Below are 20,055 nucleotides of genomic sequence, written 5' to 3' on the forward strand. Positions count from 1 at the left end.
CCCTACGTGACGAACGCGCACTACCCCGCTAAAGCCCGCCCCATGACCGAGATCACACCGCAGATCGTCGCCGACCACGGCCTGTCCCCCGAAGAATATGAGCGCGTCCTGCGCGCCATCGGCCGCGAGCCGAATATGGTCGAGCTCGGCATCTTCTCGGTCATGTGGTCCGAGCATTGCAGCTACAAATCCAGCAAGATCCACCTGATGAAGCTGCCCACCAAGGGTCCGCGCGTCATCTGCGGCCCCGGTGAGAACGCCGGCGTCGTCGATATCGGCGACAACCAGGCGGCGATTTTCAAGATGGAGAGCCACAACCACCCGTCCTACATCGAACCGTACCAAGGTGCGGCGACCGGCGTCGGCGGCATCCTGCGCGACGTCTTCACGATGGGCGCGCGGCCGATCGCCAACCTCAATGCGCTCCGCTTCGGCCGCCCCGATCACCCCAAGATGCGCCACCTGATCTCGGGCGTGGTCCACGGCATCGGCGGCTACGGCAATTGCGTCGGCGTCCCGACCGTCGGCGGTGAGGTGAACTTCCACTCGGCGTATGACGGCAACATCCTGGTCAACGCGATGACCGTCGGAATCGCCGACCAGGACAAGATCTTCTATTCGGCCGCCTCCGGCATCGGCAATCCGATCGTCTATGTCGGCAGCAAGACCGGCCGCGACGGCATCCACGGCGCGACGATGGCGAGCGCGGACTTCGGCGAGGATTCGGACGCCAAGCGCCCGACCGTCCAGGTCGGCGATCCCTTCACCGAGAAGCTGCTGATCGAAGCCTGCCTCGAACTCATGGCGACCGACGTCATCGTTGCAATCCAGGACATGGGCGCCGCCGGCCTCACCTCGTCGTCGGTCGAGATGGCGTCGAAGGGCGGCGTCGGCATCGAACTCGTCATGGACGACGTACCGCAGCGCGAGACCGGCATGACGCCGTACGAGATGATGCTCTCCGAGTCGCAGGAGCGCATGCTGATGGTCCTCAAGCCCGGCCGCGAAGCCGAGGCCGAGGCGATCTTCAAGAAGTGGGAACTAGATTTCGCGGTCATCGGCCGCGTCACCGACACCGGCCGGATGGTGCTGACGTTCAAGGGCGAGACCGTCTGCGACATCCCGCTCGGCCCGCTCGCCGACGAAGCGCCGCTCTACGATCGCCCGCACGTGCCGACGCCAAAGCCTGCGCCGCTCGAAAACGCACCGCATAGCAACGACATCGCCGCCGATCTGCTCACGCTGATGGGCTCGCCGGACGTCGCCTCGCGCCGCTGGATCTGGGAGCAGTACGATCACATGGTCGGCGCTGACACGGTGCAGCGCCCCGGTGGCGATGCCGCGGTCGTCCGCGTCCACGGCACGCAAAAGGCGCTGGCGATGACCACCGACTGCACCCCGCGCTATTGCTTCAGCGATCCGGTCGAGGGCGGCAAGCAGGCGGTCGCCGAGGCCTGGCGCAACCTGACCGCAGTCGGCGCGCTGCCGCTGGCGGTCACCAACTGCCTCAACTTTGCCAACCCGCAGCGTCCTGAGATCATGGGCCAGATCGTCGGCTGCCTCGAAGGCATGAGCGACGCCTGCATCGCGCTCGACTTCCCGATCGTGTCGGGCAACGTCTCGCTGTACAACGAGTCGAAGGCGACCGGTGGCGGCTCGGCGATCCTGCCGACGCCGGCGATCGGCGCGATTGGCTTGCTCGCGGACTGGCAGAAGAATGCGACGATCGCGTTCAAGGGTTCGGGCGACATCATCCTCGCGGTCGGCGCGCGCGGCGGCCATCTCGGCCAGTCGCTGTGGCTGCGCGAATGCCATGGTCGCGAACAGCGCGACGCCGGCCCGCCGCCGCCGGTCGATCTCGCGGCCGAACGCCGCGTCGGCGACCTGATCCGCGAGGCGATCGCGCTGGGCCAGCTGACTGCGGTCCATGACGTGTCCGACGGCGGCATCGCGGTGACGCTTGCCGAGATGGCGCTGGCTGGCGGGATCGGCGCTATGATCGATCGCAAGCAGCCGTTCGATTGCGCGCGCTCGTTCTTTGCCGAGGACCAGGGGGTCTATATCGTCACGGTCGAGGACCATGCGCTGCTCGACTTCCTCGGCGCTGCGCATGCGGCCGACGTCGAAGCGGAACCGCTCGGTCGCACCGGCGGCAAGCGCCTGATCTTCGAACGCCCCGACCGCGACGACGTTATCGCGCTCGACACGCTGCGGACGGCGCATGAAGGGTTCTTCCCGAAGCTGATGGGGGTCGACGCGGCGCTTGCGTGACGGGCTGCGTCCGGGGGTAGTCGAGGGCCTGCCGTCTCCAACGCAAGCGAACCACCCCGGCGAAGGCCGGGGCCCAATTGGAAAAGCCGCGGTAGCGAGGCGCCGGCCCCAGTTACGACCGTCCCCCAATTGGGCCCCGGCCTTCGCCGGGGTGGTCGGCCCTTGAGGCGAGAACACCCCCAAAACACAGCATGTTTCCCCGCGAAGGCGGGGACCCAGTCTGGGCTCCCGCCTTCGCGGGAGAACAGGGAAACGAGGGCAACCATGCAGCGGGCCTCGATCTACCAGTGATGCTGCCGGGCACTCCCGCCGCGTGCGCTCCCTGCGGATCATCGACCACCCCAAGAACTACGCTGTTCTATACGCCCCGCTTATGCGAGCAGTCCCGAATGGTCACAGCCTTCCCGACACACGGTTCAACACCGCCAAACGCAGCCATGCCGATCGCCCGCGAAATGCTGCGCGAGCGGCTGTACTTCACGCCGTCCGCATGACCCCTGCCCCCGCCAGGATCGCTACGCTCGACCTCATCCGAGGGGTCGCCGTCATGGGTATCCTCGCGGCCAACATCGCCGCATTCGGCTTCCCCGAATTCGCCTACATGAGCCCCGCGTCGATGGGCCCGCCTAGCACGCCCGACCTGGTCGCCTGGACGACCACCTTCATCGTCATCGATGGCAAGATGCGCGGGCTGTTCTCGTTTCTGTTCGGTGCGTCGATGCTGCTGGTGATCGACCGGGCCAAGGCGACCGACGAGGATCCGGCGACCGTACACCTGCGCCGGATGGCCTGGCTGTTCGTGTTCGGCATCGCGCACCTCTACCTGCTGTGGTGGGGCGATATCCTCGCGCATTACGCGCTGGTCGGCGCGATCGCGTACATGTTCGTCCGGTTGCCGGTACGCTGGCTGATCGGCGTCGGGCTGGCCTGCATCGTCCTCCAGACGGTCGAACTGGCGACGCTCACCGCGTATGCGTTCGATTTGCACGCGTCGGCGCATCGGCCGCATGCAGCAGCGCGGATCGTCACGAACTGGCAGCTGCTGGCGGACCAGTTCGGCCAGCCTACCCCGGCAGTGATAGCGCGCGAACTGGCCATCGGACTTGGCGGATGGCGCGATCTGGTCGCGTGGCGGTGGACGCATGCGGTCGGGCCGATCACGGCGCTGACCGTCAATGGCCCGGAGACGCTCGGGTTCATGCTGTTCGGCATGGCAGGGCTGCGATCGGGGTTCCTGACGGGGGAGTGGACACGACGGCGCTATACCGTGATCGCGGTCGCCGGGATCGGCTTCGGCTGGCTCGGCTATGCGGCCATCGCGGCGTTCGACATCGCCCACGGGTTCGATGCGCGCTATGTCGCGCTGTCATGGCTGGCGCTGGCGACGCCGCTCCGGCCGGTCACGATCATGGGCTATGCCGCCGCTATCATCCTGCTCGCCCGGCCCGGCGGTTGGCTGACCATGCGCATTTCGGCCGCGGGTCGCATGGCGTTCTCGAACTATCTCGGTACGACGATCCTCTGCACGACGCTGTTTTACGGGTACGGGCTCGGCCTTTACGGCGCGCTGTCCCGCGCGCAGCTCTATTGCGTCGTCGTGCCGATCTGGCTGTTGATGCTACTGTGGTCGAAGCCCTGGCTCGACCGCTTCCGTTATGGCCCACTCGAATGGCTATGGCGCAGCCTTTCACGCTTTGCCTGGCAGCCGATGCGCGGTTCGGCATTCGCGACGAACCGATCGGGCTAATTGCGAATAAGACGCAAAAGAGCTTGCGAGTAGTTCGCAATATCCGTATCCCCGGCTTACAGCTAGGGAGTTCACATGGTCGTCTGCGTTTGCAATGCCATACGAGAATCCGACGTTCGCAACTGCGCACGTGGCGGGTGTACGACACCCTGCCAGGCGTTCCGTTCGATGGGTCGCAAACCCAAATGTGGCCAGTGCACGTCGATAGCGCGAGCGATTATCGACGAGGAACGCGCCGCTGCATAAGCGTCGCAACAGCTAAGAAACCGCAGAAATCCGCCATTTCCTGGGTTGCGGTTGCGGTATTGCCGGCGCTACAAGTCCGTCAGAGGTGACGGAGATATGGCCATGCGCGGCGACCCCCAAGTAATCGAATTTCTGAACGAGGCGCTCAAGAACGAGCTGACCGCGGTCAACCAATATTGGCTTCATTACCGGATGCTCGAGCATTGGGGCGTCTACAAGCTCGCCCAGTATGAGCGGATGGAATCGATCGACGAGATGAAGCACGCCGACTGGCTGTCGGAGCGCATCCTGTTCCTCGATGGCCTGCCGAACTTCCAGCTGCTCGGTCGCCTGCGCATCGGCGAGACCGTCGAGGAGGTCCTGAAGTCGGATCTGGCGCTCGAAGTCGAGGCCACCGTCCAGCTCAAGGGCGCGATCTCGTACTGCGAAGAGGTCAAGGACTATATCAGCCGCGATCTGTTCGCGCGCATTCTCGCCAGCGAGGAAGAGCATGTCGACACGCTCGAGCGCCAGTTCGAGATGATCGCGCGGATGGGTATCCACAACTACATCCAGTTGAACTCGATCTCCGAGCATGATTCGCCCAAGGCTGGCGCGGCGCCGTATCTGAAGGGGTGAGCTACGGGCGATGCCGGTGAGCCGGTATCGCCTGGAAGACTTAATCCTCCCCCGCCAGGGGGGAGGTGTCGCCGAAGGTGACGGAGGGGGAGGACACGGAACAGCGGTTTCGCTTACCGCCCCCTCCGTCAGGCTGGCGCCTGCCACCTCCCCCTGGCGGGGGAGGATTAATTTATTTAGTCTTCGCCAAAGCCTGTCGGAATCGCACGGCGACCGAAGCCGCCGCCCGCGACGGGCTTGCGCGCTACGATCGGATTGGCCTCGCGCTCCAGCAGCGTCAGCGTTTCGCCGAACAGCGGACGCAAGCGGACGATATGCTCGAGCGCTTCTTCCGGCGTATCCTGCATTTCCACGCAATCGCGCGCGATGGTCTCGATCGCCTCGGCCAGATCGGCCAGCGGCTCTGCACCGAACTGGCGTGCCTCGCCCTTCAGCGTATGCGCGGGGATCACCATCGCCGCCGCGTTGAGGGCGCGCATCGCCGCTTCGATCGCCGCGACCGACTTTACGCCATCTTCCCGGAAATAGCCGAGAATGCGGACAAATCCGGCGCCCAGCTCACTCCGCGCCTGCGCGAACGCGGGCCAGTTGATCAAGGTGCTTCCTTCGAACGACACTATCGCCTTCTCCCGTTCGGCCACGCGCCATGAAGGTCTAAACGCTGCTGTACCCGGCTTGGGTAAACACAATGTTGTCATGCTACCGAAGTGTTACGATGAAGGTCGGTGAAACTTCATCCAAAACGATCTCTATCGTCGCATTTGCAGCCGTGGCGACCGCCGCGAGCTCGGTCGGCGCGTTGGCGTCGTCGGCGATTACCGTGACCGCTTTCGCCCCGCCCCGCAGCGCTTTTGCGAGCCGCACCGCGGGCCAGGGGCAGCGCATGCCCCTGGCATCGATACGGACCGCGCCGGACACCGCCTAGTTGCCGCCGCCGCCCTTGCCGTTGTCATCGTACGGATTCTTCGGTGCGCGGAACATTAGCCGGACGGGGACCGCGCCGAAGCCGAGATCCTTGCGCATCGAATTGACCAGATAGCGTTCGTAGCTCGCCGGCAGCTGATCGACGCGCGTGCCGAAGATGACGAAGCTGGGCGGACGCGTCTTGACCTGCGTGACGTAGCGCATCTTGATCCGCTTGCCGCCAGGCGCCGGTGGCGGGGTCGCCTCGATCGCGCGTTCGAACCAGCGGTTGAGTTCGCCGGTGCCGACACGCTTCGACCACGCGTCGCGCGTGTCGAAACAGGCTTGCAGCAACTGGTCGATGCCCTTGCCGGTTGCGCCGGACACGGTCATCACGGTGACGCCCTTGACCTGGCTCAGGCCATCCTCGAGCGCGCGCTTGACGCCGTTGAACAGCGACGACGCGCTCTCGGCGATGTCCCATTTGTTGAGCGCGATGACGAGCGCACGGCCCTCCTGCAGCACCTTGTCGGCGATGCGGAGATCCTGCGCCTCGAGGCCGAGGGTCGCGTCGAGCAGCAGCACGACGACCTCGGCGAAGTCGACCGCGTGGAGCGCGTCCTCGACCGACATCTTCTCGAGCTTGTCCTGCACCTTGGCGCGCTTGCGCATGCCCGCGGTGTCGATCAGGCGGACCTTGCGCGCTTCGCCACCGGTCGGGTGCCAGTCGTAATCGACGCTGATCGAATCGCGGGTGATGCCGGCTTCGGGGCCGGTGATCATGCGGTCTTCGCCGAGGATACGGTTGACGAGCGTCGACTTGCCCGCATTCGGGCGGCCGACGATCGCGAGCTTCAGCGGGCCCTCATATTCGTTGTCGGGCTGTTCCTCGGGCGGCTCTTCCTTGCCTTCGAGAAGCGGGAGCAGGCCTTCGAACAGGTCGCCCATGCCCTCGCCGTGTTCGGCCGACAGCTGGACCGGATCGCCGAACCCGAGCGCGAGCGACTCGAGGATGCCGTCTTCGCCCGCGCGGCCCTCGGCCTTGTTGGCGACGAGGATGACGGGGACGTCGGCGGTGCGGAGCCAGCGGGCGATCTCTTCGTCGAGCGGCACGATCCCGGCGCGCGCGTCGAACAGGAACAGCGCGACGTCGGCCTGCGCGACCGCGGCTTCGGTCTGCTGGCGCATCCGGCCGGGCAGCGTCTGCGCGTCGTGATCCTCGTATCCGGCGGTATCGATGATGCGGAAATCCATCCCGATCAGCGACGCGTCGCCCTCGCGGCGATCACGCGTGACGCCCGGCCGGTCGTCGACCAGCGCGAGCTTCTTGCCGACGAGGCGGTTGAACAGGGTCGACTTGCCGACATTTGGGCGGCCGACGATTGCGACCACGGGGAGTTTGGACATGAGGGGGCCTTAGCGCGTGTCGCGGCAAAGGTCACCTATGTCCCTCGCCCCTCTGGGGAGAGGGAGGGAGGAGCCATAGGCGACGGAAGGGTGAGGGAGTTGTGGAGAGCGTTTCGAGCCTCACTCCCCTCACCCTTCCCAGCGCAAGCGCGCCGGGCCCCTTCTCTCTCCCCGGCGGGGAGAGGGAGTATACGTCACCGGTACGCGGTGACCTTGCCCTTCTGGTCGAGCGTGTAGAGCGTCGAATTCGCCACGATCGGGGGCAGCGAGAACGGCGTCTTCGTCTCGATCGTCGAGCTCACCGTGCCATCGGTCGGCGAGACGAAATTGATCTCGCCGCGCGAGTTGGTGAGGACCAGGCGGTTGCCGGCGAGGATCGGACCGAACCAGGTGATCGCGTTGCTGCGCTTCTTCTCGTTCTGGAAACGCGTAAGCTGGGCGATCCAGCGCGCCTTGCCGTTCGAGCGCGACAGGCAGACCAGCCGCGCGTCGTCGGTAACCACGAACAGCCATTCGCCCGCGATCCACGGCGTCGAGATGCCGGCGAAGTTCTGCTCCCACAGGCGCTGACCGGTCGACAGTTCGAGCGCGACCATGCGGCCACCCTGCCCGACCGCATAGACGCGGCCGCCGTCGATCACCGGGGCGGCGTCGATGTCCGACAGGCTCGACACCGAGGTGGTGACCGATGTGCGCGACAATGCGTCCTGCCAGAGGATACGCCCGTTCTCGTAGCGATAGGCGCTGAGTTCGCCGCTGGAGAAGCCGGCGACGACGGTGCCCTGGCTGACCGCGGGGGCCGCGACGCCGAACACGCCCTGCGTTTCGAGCGTGCCCGACTGGACCCACTGGACCTTGCCGTCGGCCTGGTTGAGCGAGAAGACCTGGTTGTCCTGCGTCAGGACGTACACCGCGCCGTTGGCGACGGTCGGCGAACCACGCAGCGGCGCGCCGGGCTTGGCGCGCCACAGGATCGCGCCATCGGCCGCGTTCATCGCGACGACGTCACCGACGCCGTCGGTGGCGTAGAGCTTGCCGTCGTCATAGCTGACGCCGCCGCCGAACCGTGCGGCACTGTTGAGCTTGCCCTCGGTAATGCCCGCGCTCCACAACGCAGCACCGGTATCGGCGGCAAAGGCATGAATCGTCGCGGTGACATCGGTCACGAACAGCTTGTTGTCCGCGACGACCGGTGCTGCGCCGAGCCGCTGGCGATTCGAGCCGCCGTCGATCGAGGCCTGCCACGCACGCTTGGGCTGGTCGCCGAGCGCGAGCTGGCCCATCGACTTGGCGGGGTTGCCGCCGGGCTGAGCCCAGGCGTCGTTGACCGCGGGCGCGGGCAGCAGGACCTGGACGTCGGCGATCGTCTTGTCGGTCTCGACCTCGTTCTCCGACACCAGGATCGACACGCGGTCGCCGACGGTCGGCGTCTTCTTGACGCCGCCCTTGAAGATCCCGCAACCGCTGAGCGCCACCAGCGCGGCGACGGCGACCGTCACCCGATATGTCTTCATCATTGCGCCTTGGTATCCTCGTTGACTTGCCCGGGGTTGGCCCCGGTATTCGCTACGGCATCGACACCCAGTACCCCGGCCATCTGAACCGCGCGTTGACGGATCGTCTCGGGCACGCCGGTGTCACGCGCGATCTGGCCGAACAAAACGCCCGCCTGCTGGCGCTGGTTCATCCGGAGATAGGCGATCGCGACCATCTCGCCCGCGCTGCCCAGCCATGCACCGCCGGGGACGGCGAGCGGGCGGAGACGCTCGACGACGACCTGCGGCTTCAGCGTATCGAACTCGGCCGACGTCTGGCGGACCAGCGCGAGATCGCGGAACGGCTTGGCCAGCGAGGTATCGCCGGCGATCGCGCCGAGCTTGGCGGCGGCGCCCTTCAGATCGTCCTTCTGGAGAAGGACATCGGCCTGCGTGAACAGCGCGAGCGCGCGGTAGCCATCGCGGTTCGACTTGGCGAGTTCGGCGAGCGGCTTGGACGCGGCGGCGGCGTTGTTGGCGCCGAGCGAGTCGTAGGCGGCCTGGAGCTGTTCGCCCTCGACACCGGCGGCCTCGCCATTGTGATGCTGCCAGTACAGGGAGCCGGCGAGAGCGGCGAGCGCGGCGACGACGCCGATCGCGACCCACTTGCCCCAGTTCGTCCAGAACCCGGCGAGTTGGTCGCGGCGGAGTTCTTCGTCGACCTCGCGCAGGAATGCTTGATCGGTTTTCGGCGGGAGGGCCAAGGAATGCTCCGGAAATAGTGAGGGGGTGGGCGGCGCGGACCTTAGCCGCGCCGGAACCGAAACGGAAGCGGATCAATCCTTGGGCGCGTAGACCTGCTCCGCGCCCGGAAATGCACGGGCGCGGACGTCGTCGGCATAGGTCTGCGTCGCCGACGAAATGGTGTCGGCGATGTCGGCGAACCGCTTCACGAACTTGGCGGTACGCTCGAACATGCCCAGCATGTCCTCGGTCACCAGCACCTGGCCATCGCACTGCGCCGAGGCACCGATGCCGATCGTCGGGCAAGCGATGGTGGTGGTGATCTCGATCGCGATCGGCTCGACCACGCCTTCGATTACCAGCGAGAAGGCGCCCGCCTCGGCGATGCTCTGCGCGTCGGCGACGATCTTGGCGGCTTCCTCGGGCGTGCGACCGCGGGCGCCGTAGCCGCCGAGGACGTTGACCGCCTGCGGGGTGAGGCCGACATGCCCCATCACCGGGATGCCGCGCTCGGTGAGGAACTTGACGGTCGGCGCCATCGCGGTGCCGCCTTCGAGCTTCACCGCCGCCGCGCCGGTCTGTTTCAGCAGAAACGCGGCGCTTTCGAATGCCTTTTCGGGCGACGCCTCGTAGCTGCCGAACGGCATGTCGATGACGACCACCGCGTGATAGCTGCCGCGCACCACCGCAGCGCCGTGCGCCGCCATCATCTCCAGCGTCACGGGCACGGTCGACGGCAGGCCGTAGATCACCTGCCCCAGGCTGTCGCCGACCAGCAGCATGTCGCAGTGCGGATCGAGCAGTTGCGCCGTGCGAACCGTGTAGGCGGTGAGCATGACGAGCGGCATCTTGCCCTTCTGCCGACGGATCGCGGGGATCGTCAGCCGCTTGAGCGGGGCGGGCGTCGGGTTCGCGCGACTCGTCGCGGTGTCGAGGGTGTAGGTCGTGGACATGGCGACGCTAGTAGCGCGCGGCTCGACGCTCGCCCAGCCTGAGCGGAATCAAACCGCCCAGCCTTTCACGCGGGCATGACCGACGAGCCAGAGCGTGAATGCGGCGATCGCGACGATCACCAGCGGAAAGCCGAGCGTCTCGCTGGCGCCCTTTTGCGCGACGATATCGGTGGAGGCGAACAGCCAGCCGAACTGCGCGATCGTCGCGACCAGCGAGGCGAGGAGGAACGGGCGCGCGTTGGCGCGCCGCATGAACAACAGGATCGCGCCGACCAGACCGGTCAGCACGGCGACGGCGAACAGCGGATCGTACCAGTTGGGCAATGCGGCATAGAGCGCGCGGTCGTAGGCGGTCGCATGGCCCATCGCGTCGGCGCCGAGCCGGACCTGCTGCAGGCACATGAAGCATCCGAGCAGTCCCCAGAGTACGAGGACACCGGTGGTCAGTCGAAACCACAAGGGTCCCTGTCGCACGAAGAACATACCGCCGCCCCTGTTGTTTCAGGGCACCAGACTGCGCTCCGCAGAGGTTACGCGCAATAGGCCGCCACTATGCGGCAAGATGTCACGGTTTTGGAACCGGAGGAACATCGGGAGCTTCCGACTGCGATGTCCCTCCGGGCCGTATTCAAGGTGTAGCGTGCGCAACCTGAACGCGTCGTGACGATTTGCGCATCACGATCAGAACGATCGCGACACGGTCAGGCCATAGGTACGTGGATCGCCCGGCTGGCCGACGACCAGACCAGTGCTGCCGGACTGGAGCGCGAGCACTTCATAATAGTTCTGGTCGAACGCGTTGCGCAGCCAGCCGAACACGTTCCAGCTGTCCTTCGCCTTGAATCCCAAGCGAAAGTTGCTGAGCGCGTAACCGTTGATGTCGGTGTAGAGCGAGCGCGACGGGTTCGACGAGAAGGTCGACCGATAGCTGCCGTCATAGCCGAGATAGACCTGGCCATCGAGCCCGCCGAGCGTTGCCGGCAGGTCGTATTCGGCGCCGTAGGAGAACGCCCATTTCGACACGCCGGGCAGGCGCTGGCCGGAGATGTCGCAGTTGGCCGGGCTGTAGGACGGTGTCGTCGACGTTCCCGCCTGACCGGCCGGGCTGGCGGGATGCGTCGCATCGGCGGTGGTGCCGCCGGACAGTTCGGGCGGGCACGGCGCATCGACGAACTTGACGTATTTCGCGTCGGTGTACGCACCATTGGCGTAGACGCTGAACCGGTCGGTCGGGCGAAACGCCGAGTCGAATTCGAGGCCGCGCGTCCGGACCTTGCCGGCATTGGCGAGATAGCCGCGCAACACGCCAAGCTGGCCATTGGTGACGGTCGCCTGGTAATCGCTGATCTCGGTCCAGAACCCCGCAAGATTGAGCGTCAGACGGCGATCCAGGAACTGCGTCTTCAGGCCAAGCTCGAAATGGTTGACCTTCTCGGGCTTCACCGTGGCAGCCGACAGGATCGGGTTGTTGCTGCCGTCGAGCGGCAGGCCCGACAGGTTGATCCCGCCCGACTTGTAGCTGCGTGCGTAGGTCGCATAAGCGTGGATGTCGGACGTCACGGTGTAGGCCGCCGTGATATCCCCCGACAAATTCCAGTTGTCGAAGTCGGGCTGGTAGCTTTGCGGAGCAAGCACCCCGCGCTGGTCGTTGAACCTTGCGTTACTGGTGACAAGTTCGCCTGCCCCGGTCGTCACGACCGAAACATAGTCGCCCTTCTTCTTGTCATAGTTCAACCGCAGGCCCGGCGCGATCTGGAACCGGTCGCTGACGTTCCAGGTCAACTTGCCGAACAGCGCTGCGCTGGTGTTGGTGAAGCCGATCGTGTTGCGTGACGTCAGCCCGTTCAGCGTCGCCGGATTCTTCCCGCCCGTGCTAGTCGGGTTGAGCAGGAAAGCGCTCGCCGCCGGCCCCTGCACCTGCAAGCCCTGCGTATCGATCGTCTGGTAGAAATAGAACGCGCCGAGGACGTAATCGAGCGTGTGCTTGCCGTTGGAGGCAATCCTCAGCTCCTGGCTATACTGCGTCTGCTGCGACGGATTGGCGGAGACGGTGGTGATCGGCAGGCCGATGAAATCGCGGTCGTTCGACGGATCCCAATTCCAGAACCGCCACGCGCTGACCGAGGTGATCGTCGACGCGCCGAGATCCAGATTGCCGAGCAGCGATACGCCGCCCAGTTCCTGCTTCGCGCGCAACGGCGTGTCGACATCGGTCACCCGGTCGAACGCGTTGGTCGACGGCACGACGTAGCCCTGCGCGGCGGCGAGCGCGGCGTATTGGCGGGTGAGCGGCCGCTGGGTGGCGCCGGTACGGGCGTAATATTGCACGCAGCAATTCGGGTTCTGCTGGCCGTAATCGCCCGACAGAGCGAGATCGAGATTGTCGGTGGGCTTCCAGTAGAGCTGGCCGCGCACGCTCTTATTGTCCTGCGCGTTCAGATCCTTGCCGGTCACGACGTTGTGGATCGTGCCGTCACGCTCGGTCACCGACGCCGACAGCCGGATCGCGAGTTTGTCGGGGATCAGGGGGCCGGACACCGACGCCTTGGCCTGGATGAACTGGTAGTTGCCGGTGGTGAGTTCGATCCGCGCCTCGGGCGTGAAGCTGGGTTTGCGAGTCGTGATGTTGATCGCGCCGGCGGTGGTGTTCTTGCCGTACAGCGTGCCTTGCGGTCCGCGGAGGACTTCGATCCGCTCGGTGTCGGTGAAGTCGAACGTCGCCGAGGCGATGCGGCTGTAATAGACCTGGTCCACATAGATGCCGACGCCCTGTTCGATCCCGTCGTTGGTCAGGCCGAACGGAGCGCCGAGGCCACGGATGTTCGCGGCGGAATTGCGCGGGTTGGTCGAGTAGAATTGCAGCGTCGGCTGGAGCTGCGTGAGACGGCTGACGTTGTAGGCGCCGGTTTCGGCGAGCGCGGTGCCGCCGATGACAGACATCGCGATCGGGACGGTCTGTACGGTCTCGGCGCGGCGCCGCGCGGTGACGACGATATCACCGCCGCCTCCCTGTTGCTGGTTGCCGAGACGACCTGTGGGCTGCTCGGTCGCCTGATCACCCACGGGTGCCTGCGGCGCGGCGGACGGCGTCGATACGGTAGCGGCCTGACCGGCGAGCAACAGAGCAAGCGTTAGCGACATGAATTTTTTCCCCTGAACCTTGGCGCGCAAAGTCTATTGATTTGGGGGATATTCAATGACGATATCTCTTTGGCGGCCGAAAGCGGGCCTTTGCCATTTTTTTTCGCGCAGTTCTTGACGGCGAAAAACGGCTTACCAGATCACCGCCGCGCGGCGCCTGATGGGCCGTGCGTCCGGGTCGCGCACGGGCGGATCCGGGCTTTCGACAAATTGCTCAGACGAGGATTTCGACATGCGACTCGACCTTACCCCCTATCGCCGTTCGACCGTCGGGTTCGATCGGCTGTTCGACATGATCGAGACGAACGCGCGCGCCGCGACGTCCGACAACTACCCCCCGTTCAACCTGGAGCGGATCGCGCAGGATCGCTACCGGATCACGCTTGCGGTCGCCGGGTTCACCCGCGACGAGATCGCGATCACCGCGCAGCAGAATTTGTTGCTGGTCGCCGGCAAGAAGGACGAGCCTGCGTCCGAGGGGCAGCTGCTCCATGTCGGTATCGCCAACCGCTCGTTCGAGCGGCGCTTCGAACTGGCCGATTTCGTGCTGGTACAGGATGCTCGGCTGAACGACGGGCTATTGGTGATCGATCTGGTGCGCGAGGTGCCCGAGGCGATGAAGCCGAAGAGCATCGCGATCAAGACGGGCGCGCCGCTGGCCGCGGTCGAGACGACGAAAGATAGCGGCGCCATCGAGCAGGCTGCATGACAACTTGAGCCGATCGATATTCGGCGTGTTCGAATCGTGACGAGTCCGTAAATTGCTTCGTCGCCCCGGACTCGTTCCGCGATCACCCCTCGTGGGACATGTCCACGCGCTCCGACACTGCAACGAACGCTGCCTTGTTCTCCCGCGAAGGCGGGAGCCCAGTCTGGGTCCCCGCCTTCGCGGGGAAACATGGTTTACATCGCTCGCGTATTACGGGGCGATATCCTCCCCCCGCCAGGGGGGAGGATGGGGGTTAGACTAGGCGGCTCTGCTTGACGGCGGCTTCGATGAAGCTCGCGAACAGGGGGTGCGGGTCGAAGGGCTTCGACTTCAGTTCCGGGTGGAACTGGACGCCGACGAACCAAGGGTGGTCGGGGCGTTCGACGATCTCGGGGAGCGTGCCGTCGGGGGACATGCCCGAGAAGACGAGGCCGCCCTGCTCCAGCGCTTCCTTGTACCCGGTGTTGACCTCGTAGCGGTGACGATGACGCTCCGAAATTTCGGTGCCGCCGTAGATCGAGGCCACCACGCTGTTGCCGGTGAGCTTCGCGTCGTACGCGCCGAGCCGCATCGTGCCGCCCATGTCGCCCTCGGCCGCACGCGTTTCGAGACCCTCACGGCCCATCCACTCGGTGATCATGCCGACCACCGGCTCGTCGGTCGGGCCGAACTCGGTCGACGACGCATTGGCGATGCCCGCGAGATCGCGCGCGCCCTCGACGCAGGCCATCTGCATGCCGAAGCAGATCCCGAAATACGGGATCTTCCGCTCGCGCGCGAACTTCACGGACGCGATCTTGCCTTCCGCGCCACGTTCGCCGAACGCGCCGGGGACGAGAATCGCGTCGCATGGCTCGAGCTGTCCGGCGATGTCGCTTTCGGCGTTCTCGAACAGTTCGGCGTCGATCCAGCGGACGTTGACCTTCACGCGATTCGCGATGCCGCCGTGGACCAGCGCCTCGTTGAGCGACTTGTACGCATCCTGGAGGCCGACATATTTGCCGACCACGCCGATCGTGACCTCGCCTTGCGGGTTGGTCAGGCGGTCCATGATCTCGGTCCAGCGCGACAGGTCGGGTGCCTCGGCGGGTTCGATGCCGAACGCACGGAGCACTTCGATGTCGAGGCCTTCGCCGTGATACTGGAGCGGCACCGCGTAGATGCTTTTCGCGTCGAGCGCGGGGATGACCGCGCTGGCGGGGACGTTGCAGAACAGCGCGATCTTGGCGCGCTCCGACGGCGGCAGCGGGTGTTCGCAGCGGCAGACGAGGACGTCGGGCTGAACGCCCAAGGCGGCAAGTTCGCGGACCGAATGCTGGGTCGGCTTGGTCTTCAGCTCGCCGGCGGCGGCGATGTACGGGACCAGCGTCACGTGGATGCTGATCGCGTTGCCGCGACCTTCCTCGTTCTTGAGCTGGCGAATCGCCTCGATGAACGGCAGCGATTCGATATCGCCGACGGTGCCGCCGATCTCGCAAAGGATGAAGTCGATGCCGTCGGTTTCGGCGCGGGCGAACGCCTTGATCGCGTCGGTGACGTGCGGGATGACCTGCACGGTCGCGCCGAGATAATCGCCGCGACGCTCGCGCGTGATGATCTGCTGGTAGATGCGCCCTGAGGTGACGTTGTCCGACTGGCGCGAGGGAACGCCGGTGAAGCGCTCGTAATGGCCGAGATCGAGATCGGTCTCGGCGCCGTCGTCGGTGACGTAGACCTCGCCGTGCTGATACGGCGACATCGTGCCGGGATCGACGTTCAGATACGGATCGAACTTCCGAATCCTGACGGTATACCCGCGTGCCTGGAGGAGAGCGGCAAGCGATGCCGCCATGAGACCTTTACCGAGCGACGAAACCACGCCCCCGGTGATGAAAATGTACCGAGCCATGGGAAGAGTCTCGTAGCGTGTGTTGGGGACGAACGACAAGCGCCCGCGGATCACGCGGGGCGCATTTATCGGCGAATGGAGTGTTTAGTTGGCTAGCGGGACCGCGCCGTTGTCGGCCGGAGCCGTCGTACCGGCTGGGACGCCGGCATTCTCGGCGCCACCGGCGAACGGTGCCGCGTCGCCCTTTGGCTGCGCGGTCGGGACGGCCGTTGCCGCCGCCGGGGTACGCGCGAGCGACGTGTCGATCGTGGTGGTCCGGTGATTCGCCGCGAGGACTGCGAGCAGGATCGAGAACAGCACGAACATCGTCGCCAGGACGCCGGTGGCGCGCGTCAGGAAATCGGCGGCGCCGCGGGCTGACATCAGGCCTGACGGGCTGCCGCCCATGCCGAGACCGCCGCCTTCCGACCGCTGCATGAGGATCACCGTGACGAGGGCGGCCGCGATGATCGCGTGGATGACGAGCAGAAAGGCGAACATTGCGCGGAAAACCCCGGAACTTTTGCGAAGGCGCGCACATAGGCGACACAGCCGCTTCGATCAACCGGAACGGTGGCACGGCATATCGCAAGCCAATCGCAAAACTACGGAAACATGACGTCCGGGCAGCGTTGTGAACCCGTAATGACGCTCATGACTGGGTATCGTGCATATAAATTCAGATGGCGGATCAACGCTGTGGCATCAATGGCAGCCAATACCTTATCGACCTGGATGACCGCTCTGGTGGATTATGTCCGCTCGGGTGAACCCGATCTGACCAATCGTCAGATGGCTTTGCTACTGCTCGTCTACCTCAAACCGGGACCGCATACGGTGCGCGGCCTTGCCCGCGCGCTGAACGTATCGAAGCCCGTCGTCACGCGCGCCTTGAACAGATTGGGTGCCCTCGGCTATCTGCGCCGGCAACGCGACGATAGCGACAAGCGCAACATCTTCGTCGCGCGCACGACCGAAGGGGCAGATTTTCTTGAAGAGTTCGGGCAATTCATCGGCGACGGCCCCGCCCCAGCCGGCTCAAACGGCCACGCCGCGCACGCTTGAGCCGTTCGACGACAAGGCCCGGACCAGCTTCGCGCTGACGGGCCGGTCGGTCAGCCTCGACCCGCGCACGCACGCCGTTCGCCGTGATATCGCCGATATTCGCCTCGCCGAATACGTATTCGCTCCACACTATGCGGTGCCGATGATACGGCCCGTCGCGCGCACAGCTTTGTTGCGCAGCGGACGAGACGAAGCGAGCGATACGATGGTCGACCTCAAGCCTGGCGACAGTTTCGAAGTGCTGGAGATTGCCGGCGTTTCCGCATGGGGCGTTGCGCGCCCGAGCGGTCTGGTCGGCTATGTCGAAGCAGCAGCACTCGATCTTTCGACGACGGACGCGGCATGACCACGGTCTTCATCGATGGCGCGGTCGGCACCACCGGTCTCGAAATCCGCGAGCGGCTTGCCGGGCGGACCGACATCACGCTGGCGTTGCTGCCGGAGGATCGGCGCAAGGATCCGGCGGCACGTCGCGAGGCACTGAACGACGCCGACTTCGTTATCCTCTGCCTGCCCGACGACGCGTCGCGCGAGGCGGTGACGCTGATCGACAACAGCCGCACCCGAGTGATCGATGCCTCGAGCGCGCACCGCGTCGCCGCGGGCTGGACCTACGGCTTCCCCGAATTGCCGGGTCAGGCGGAGAAGGTCGCGACCGCGATGCGCGTGTCGAACCCAGGCTGCTATCCGACCGGCTTCCTCGCGCTTGTCGCGCCACTGGTCAGCGCCGGACTCGTTCCCGCCGATCTTCCGCTCAGCGTCAACGCGACCTCGGGCTACTCAGGTGGCGGCAAGGCGATGATCGCCGCGTTCGAGAATGGCGAGCCCGCGACGGCGTTCCGCGCCTACGCGCTCGGCCTCGCGCACAAGCATATCGCCGAGATGACGCAGCATGCGGGCCTCACCCACGCGCCGATCTTCGCGCCAGCGGTTGCGAACACCTATCGTGGCATGGTCGTCGAAGTGCCGTTGCATCTGCACGCCCTGCCCGGCCGCCCGTCGCTCGCTGCGATCGAGGACGTCTTGCGCGCGGCGTTCGATGGCTCGAAGCTCGTCTCGGTCGCCCCCGGCGATATCGGCGCGGTCGATATCGAGGAGAATGCGGGGACCGATCGGCTGACGCTGAGGGTCTGCGGCAACGATGCGGTCGGCCATGCACGGCTGATCGCGACGCTCGACAATCTGGGCAAGGGTGCCGGCGGCGCCGCGGTCCAGAACCTCAACATCATGGCCGGGGTCGACCCGGTCGCCGGCCTGGTTTTCTAAAGAAACCGGCTAGTTCCAGGAGCTTTCATGCACCGTAATCCCGTAGCCAAGCTGCTCCTGTTCGGCGCGACCGGCGATCTCGCGCAGCGCATGCTGCTGCCGTCGCTCTATGGCCTGCACGCCGACGGGTTGCTGCCCGAAGACCTGACGATCACCGGTGCCGCGCGTCACGAGCATGACGACAAGGATTACCGGAAATTCGCGAAGAAGGCGCTCGACGAGTTCCTGCCCGAGGATCGCAAGGACGAGAGCGCGCTCGGGACATTCCTCGACCGGCTATTCTACCAACCGACCGACCTGTCCGATCCAGCGAGCTTCCAGCCGCTGGCAGACAAGATCGGCGACATATCGGGCGGTCTGGCGATCTATCTGTCGACTGCGCCGTCGCTGTTCGAAGCTGCGATCGAAGGTCTGCACAAGGTCGGTCTCGCCGGCGAGACCGTGCGTGTCGGTCTGGAGAAGCCGCTTGGCTATGATCTGGAGACCAGCCGAGAGATCAATGACTCTGTGGCGAAGGCTTTCCCCGAGGACCGGACCTATCGGATCGATCATTATCTCGGCAAGGAAACCGTCCAGAACATCCTCGCGCTGCGCTTCGGTAACTCGTTCTTCGAACCGGTGTGGAACGCGCAGGGCATCGACAACGTCCAGATCACGATCTCGGAGACGGTCGGGCTCGAAGAGCGCGCGGGCTATTACGAGACCGCCGGCGCACTCCGCGACATGGTCGCCAACCACATGCTCCAGTTGCTCGCGCTGATCGCGATGGAACCGCCCGCACGGTTCGAGGGCACCGACGTCCGCGACGAGAAGTCGAAGGTTTTCCGGTCGCTGCGCATGATCAAGCCCGAGGAAGTGCCGCACGTCACGGTGACGGGCCAGTACGGCGAAGGCGCGGTGAAGGGGAAGTTCGTCAAGAGCTACTCGGACGAGCTCGGCCAGTCCTCGACCACCGAGACGTTCGTCGCGATCAAGGCGCATGTCGACAATTGGCGCTGGCAGGGCGTGCCGTTCTACCTGCGTACCGGCAAGCGCATGGCGACGCGTCGCAGCGAGATCGCGATCCAGTTCAAGGCGGTACCGCATTCGATGTTCGCGGGCCGTGGCGGGCTACTCCAGCCTAACATGCTGATCATCCGCCTGCAGCCGGAGGAATATATCCAGCTGCTGGTGATGGCGAAGGAGCCCGGCCTCGACCGCGAGGGCGTGCGCCTGCGCGAAGTGCCGCTGAACCTCAGCATGGATGCCGAGTTCGCGGGCTCGCGTCGCCGGATCGCGTATGAACGCCTGCTGCTCGACCTGATCGAGGGCGACCAGACGCTGTTCGTGCGGCGTGACGAGGTCGAGGCGCAATGGACCTGGATCGACGCGATCCGCGAGGGCTGGAAGGCCAACGCGATGAAGCCCAAGAGCTATGCATCGGGCAGCTGGGGTCCGTCGGCGGCGATCGCGCTGACCGAGCGCGACGGCGTGACCTGGCAGGACGACTGAGTTTGTTTTCTTCCGTTCGTCCCGAGTAGCGTTCGAGCGAAGTCGAGAAGGCGTATCGAGGGATCGGCCCGTTTGTGGCACTGTACCTCGATACGGGATCTCGACTTCGCTCGATCCCTACTCGGCACGAACGGCATTTTTGACAGCAATTT

19 protein-coding genes are annotated in these 20,055 nt (G+C 65.4%); 9 read left to right on the top strand and 10 right to left on the bottom strand.

The window, feature by feature from the left end; genetic code table 11:
- Positions 1 to 42 precede the first annotated feature (42 nt).
- The 4 genes from purL to bfr all read left to right on the top strand — a co-directional run bounded on the left by purL (position 43) and on the right by bfr (position 4,882).
- Positions 43 to 2,271: a phosphoribosylformylglycinamidine synthase subunit PurL gene (gene purL / locus VH567_RS07160; RefSeq protein ID WP_423324543.1), complete on the top strand. Its 2,229-nt coding sequence runs from the start codon at positions 43 to 45 to the stop codon at positions 2,269 to 2,271.
- A 490-nt stretch (positions 2,272 to 2,761) separates the two neighbouring features.
- Positions 2,762 to 4,018 carry a DUF418 domain-containing protein gene (locus VH567_RS07165; protein ID WP_423324545.1) on the top strand — a complete coding sequence of 419 codons (1,257 nt, stop codon included), beginning with the start codon at positions 2,762 to 2,764 and terminating at the stop codon, positions 4,016 to 4,018.
- Positions 4,019 to 4,093: 75 nt separating this feature from the next.
- The gene (locus VH567_RS07170; protein ID WP_082441433.1) at positions 4,094 to 4,264 is read left to right on the top strand and encodes a (2Fe-2S)-binding protein; all 171 of its coding nucleotides are present in this window, start codon (positions 4,094 to 4,096) and stop codon (positions 4,262 to 4,264) included.
- A 102-nt stretch (positions 4,265 to 4,366) separates the two neighbouring features.
- Positions 4,367 to 4,882, top strand: coding sequence for a bacterioferritin (gene bfr, locus VH567_RS07175; RefSeq protein WP_056486959.1), 516 nt, complete (start codon positions 4,367 to 4,369; stop codon positions 4,880 to 4,882).
- A gap of 176 nt (positions 4,883 to 5,058) precedes the next feature.
- On the opposite strand, the gene VH567_RS07180 is transcribed toward bfr, so the two are convergent.
- The 8 genes from VH567_RS07180 to VH567_RS07215 form a co-directional block, all read right to left on the bottom strand.
- The gene (locus VH567_RS07180; protein WP_423324548.1) at positions 5,059 to 5,499 is read right to left on the bottom strand and encodes an Hpt domain-containing protein; all 441 of its coding nucleotides are present in this window, start codon (positions 5,497 to 5,499) and stop codon (positions 5,059 to 5,061) included.
- A gap of 82 nt (positions 5,500 to 5,581) precedes the next feature.
- The gene (locus VH567_RS07185; RefSeq protein WP_423324550.1) at positions 5,582 to 5,800 is read right to left on the bottom strand and encodes a sulfurtransferase TusA family protein; all 219 of its coding nucleotides are present in this window, start codon (positions 5,798 to 5,800) and stop codon (positions 5,582 to 5,584) included.
- 3 nt (positions 5,801 to 5,803) lie between these two features.
- The gene (gene der / locus VH567_RS07190; protein WP_423324552.1) at positions 5,804 to 7,192 is read right to left on the bottom strand and encodes a ribosome biogenesis GTPase Der; all 1,389 of its coding nucleotides are present in this window, start codon (positions 7,190 to 7,192) and stop codon (positions 5,804 to 5,806) included.
- Positions 7,193 to 7,386: 194 nt separating this feature from the next.
- A complete protein-coding gene (locus VH567_RS07195) occupies positions 7,387 to 8,709 on the bottom strand; it encodes a PQQ-binding-like beta-propeller repeat protein (RefSeq protein WP_423324554.1) in 1,323 nt (440 codons plus the stop codon).
- Complete coding sequence (locus VH567_RS07200) at positions 8,706 to 9,431, bottom strand: tetratricopeptide repeat protein (RefSeq protein ID WP_423324556.1); 726 nt, start codon at positions 9,429 to 9,431, stop codon at positions 8,706 to 8,708. Before VH567_RS07200 ends, VH567_RS07195 begins: the two co-directional genes overlap by 4 nt.
- 72 nt (positions 9,432 to 9,503) lie before the next feature.
- Positions 9,504 to 10,364, bottom strand: a complete 861-nt coding sequence (gene panB / locus VH567_RS07205; protein ID WP_423324558.1) for a 3-methyl-2-oxobutanoate hydroxymethyltransferase — start codon at positions 10,362 to 10,364, stop codon at positions 9,504 to 9,506.
- A 48-nt stretch (positions 10,365 to 10,412) separates the two neighbouring features.
- The gene (locus tag VH567_RS07210; protein WP_423324560.1) at positions 10,413 to 10,847 is read right to left on the bottom strand and encodes a hypothetical protein; all 435 of its coding nucleotides are present in this window, start codon (positions 10,845 to 10,847) and stop codon (positions 10,413 to 10,415) included.
- A 198-nt stretch (positions 10,848 to 11,045) separates the two neighbouring features.
- Complete coding sequence (locus VH567_RS07215) at positions 11,046 to 13,505, bottom strand: TonB-dependent receptor (protein WP_423324562.1); 2,460 nt, start codon at positions 13,503 to 13,505, stop codon at positions 11,046 to 11,048.
- Positions 13,506 to 13,737: 232 nt separating this feature from the next.
- Between VH567_RS07215 and VH567_RS07220 the strand changes: the two genes are divergently transcribed.
- Positions 13,738 to 14,214 (top strand): Hsp20 family protein, encoded by a 477-nt coding sequence (locus VH567_RS07220; RefSeq protein WP_423324564.1) that lies wholly within the window; start codon positions 13,738 to 13,740, stop codon positions 14,212 to 14,214.
- A 253-nt stretch (positions 14,215 to 14,467) separates the two neighbouring features.
- On the opposite strand, the gene VH567_RS07225 is transcribed toward VH567_RS07220, so the two are convergent.
- On the bottom strand, positions 14,468 to 16,102 hold the full coding sequence (locus VH567_RS07225) for a CTP synthase (protein WP_332755283.1): 1,635 nt from the start codon (positions 16,100 to 16,102) through the stop codon (positions 14,468 to 14,470).
- A gap of 84 nt (positions 16,103 to 16,186) precedes the next feature.
- Entirely contained in the window at positions 16,187 to 16,582 is a 396-nt protein-coding gene (gene secG, locus VH567_RS07230; protein ID WP_423324565.1) for a preprotein translocase subunit SecG, read from the bottom strand.
- Positions 16,583 to 16,816: 234 nt separating this feature from the next.
- On the opposite strand from secG, the gene VH567_RS07235 reads away from it, so the two are divergent.
- The 4 genes from VH567_RS07235 (at position 16,817) to zwf (ending at position 19,903) form a co-directional block, all read left to right on the top strand.
- Positions 16,817 to 17,146 (top strand): MarR family transcriptional regulator, encoded by a 330-nt coding sequence (locus VH567_RS07235; RefSeq protein WP_132897785.1) that lies wholly within the window; start codon positions 16,817 to 16,819, stop codon positions 17,144 to 17,146.
- 142 nt (positions 17,147 to 17,288) lie between these two features.
- Complete coding sequence (locus VH567_RS07240; RefSeq protein ID WP_423324566.1) at positions 17,289 to 17,492, top strand: hypothetical protein; 204 nt, start codon at positions 17,289 to 17,291, stop codon at positions 17,490 to 17,492.
- Positions 17,489 to 18,412 (top strand): N-acetyl-gamma-glutamyl-phosphate reductase, encoded by a 924-nt coding sequence (gene argC, locus VH567_RS07245; protein ID WP_423324567.1) that lies wholly within the window; start codon positions 17,489 to 17,491, stop codon positions 18,410 to 18,412. Before VH567_RS07240 ends, argC begins: the two co-directional genes overlap by 4 nt.
- 27 nt (positions 18,413 to 18,439) lie before the next feature.
- On the top strand, positions 18,440 to 19,903 hold the full coding sequence (gene zwf, locus VH567_RS07250) for a glucose-6-phosphate dehydrogenase (protein ID WP_423324568.1): 1,464 nt from the start codon (positions 18,440 to 18,442) through the stop codon (positions 19,901 to 19,903).
- Positions 19,904 to 20,055 lie beyond the last annotated feature (152 nt).

Source organism: Sphingomonas sp. 4RDLI-65 (assembly GCF_049472435.1).
GTDB lineage: Bacteria > Pseudomonadota > Alphaproteobacteria > Sphingomonadales > Sphingomonadaceae > Sphingomonas.

Coding starts and splice junctions, on each gene's coding strand:
- purL (WP_423324543.1), top strand. CDS start 43: ATGACCGAGATCACACCGCAGATCGTCGCCGACCACGGCCTGTCCCCC.
- panB (WP_423324558.1), bottom strand. CDS start 10,364: ATGTCCACGACCTACACCCTCGACACCGCGACGAGTCGCGCGAACCCG.
- argC (WP_423324567.1), top strand. CDS start 17,489: ATGACCACGGTCTTCATCGATGGCGCGGTCGGCACCACCGGTCTCGAA.
- VH567_RS07210 (WP_423324560.1), bottom strand. CDS start 10,847: ATGTTCTTCGTGCGACAGGGACCCTTGTGGTTTCGACTGACCACCGGT.
- VH567_RS07170 (WP_082441433.1), top strand. CDS start 4,094: ATGGTCGTCTGCGTTTGCAATGCCATACGAGAATCCGACGTTCGCAAC.
- VH567_RS07215 (WP_423324562.1), bottom strand. CDS start 13,505: ATGTCGCTAACGCTTGCTCTGTTGCTCGCCGGTCAGGCCGCTACCGTA.
- VH567_RS07225 (WP_332755283.1), bottom strand. CDS start 16,102: ATGGCTCGGTACATTTTCATCACCGGGGGCGTGGTTTCGTCGCTCGGT.
- der (WP_423324552.1), bottom strand. CDS start 7,192: ATGTCCAAACTCCCCGTGGTCGCAATCGTCGGCCGCCCAAATGTCGGC.
- VH567_RS07165 (WP_423324545.1), top strand. CDS start 2,762: ATGACCCCTGCCCCCGCCAGGATCGCTACGCTCGACCTCATCCGAGGG.
- zwf (WP_423324568.1), top strand. CDS start 18,440: ATGCACCGTAATCCCGTAGCCAAGCTGCTCCTGTTCGGCGCGACCGGC.
- VH567_RS07240 (WP_423324566.1), top strand. CDS start 17,289: ATGATACGGCCCGTCGCGCGCACAGCTTTGTTGCGCAGCGGACGAGAC.
- VH567_RS07235 (WP_132897785.1), top strand. CDS start 16,817: ATGACCGCTCTGGTGGATTATGTCCGCTCGGGTGAACCCGATCTGACC.
- VH567_RS07220 (WP_423324564.1), top strand. CDS start 13,738: ATGCGACTCGACCTTACCCCCTATCGCCGTTCGACCGTCGGGTTCGAT.
- VH567_RS07195 (WP_423324554.1), bottom strand. CDS start 8,709: ATGATGAAGACATATCGGGTGACGGTCGCCGTCGCCGCGCTGGTGGCG.
- secG (WP_423324565.1), bottom strand. CDS start 16,582: ATGTTCGCCTTTCTGCTCGTCATCCACGCGATCATCGCGGCCGCCCTC.
- bfr (WP_056486959.1), top strand. CDS start 4,367: ATGCGCGGCGACCCCCAAGTAATCGAATTTCTGAACGAGGCGCTCAAG.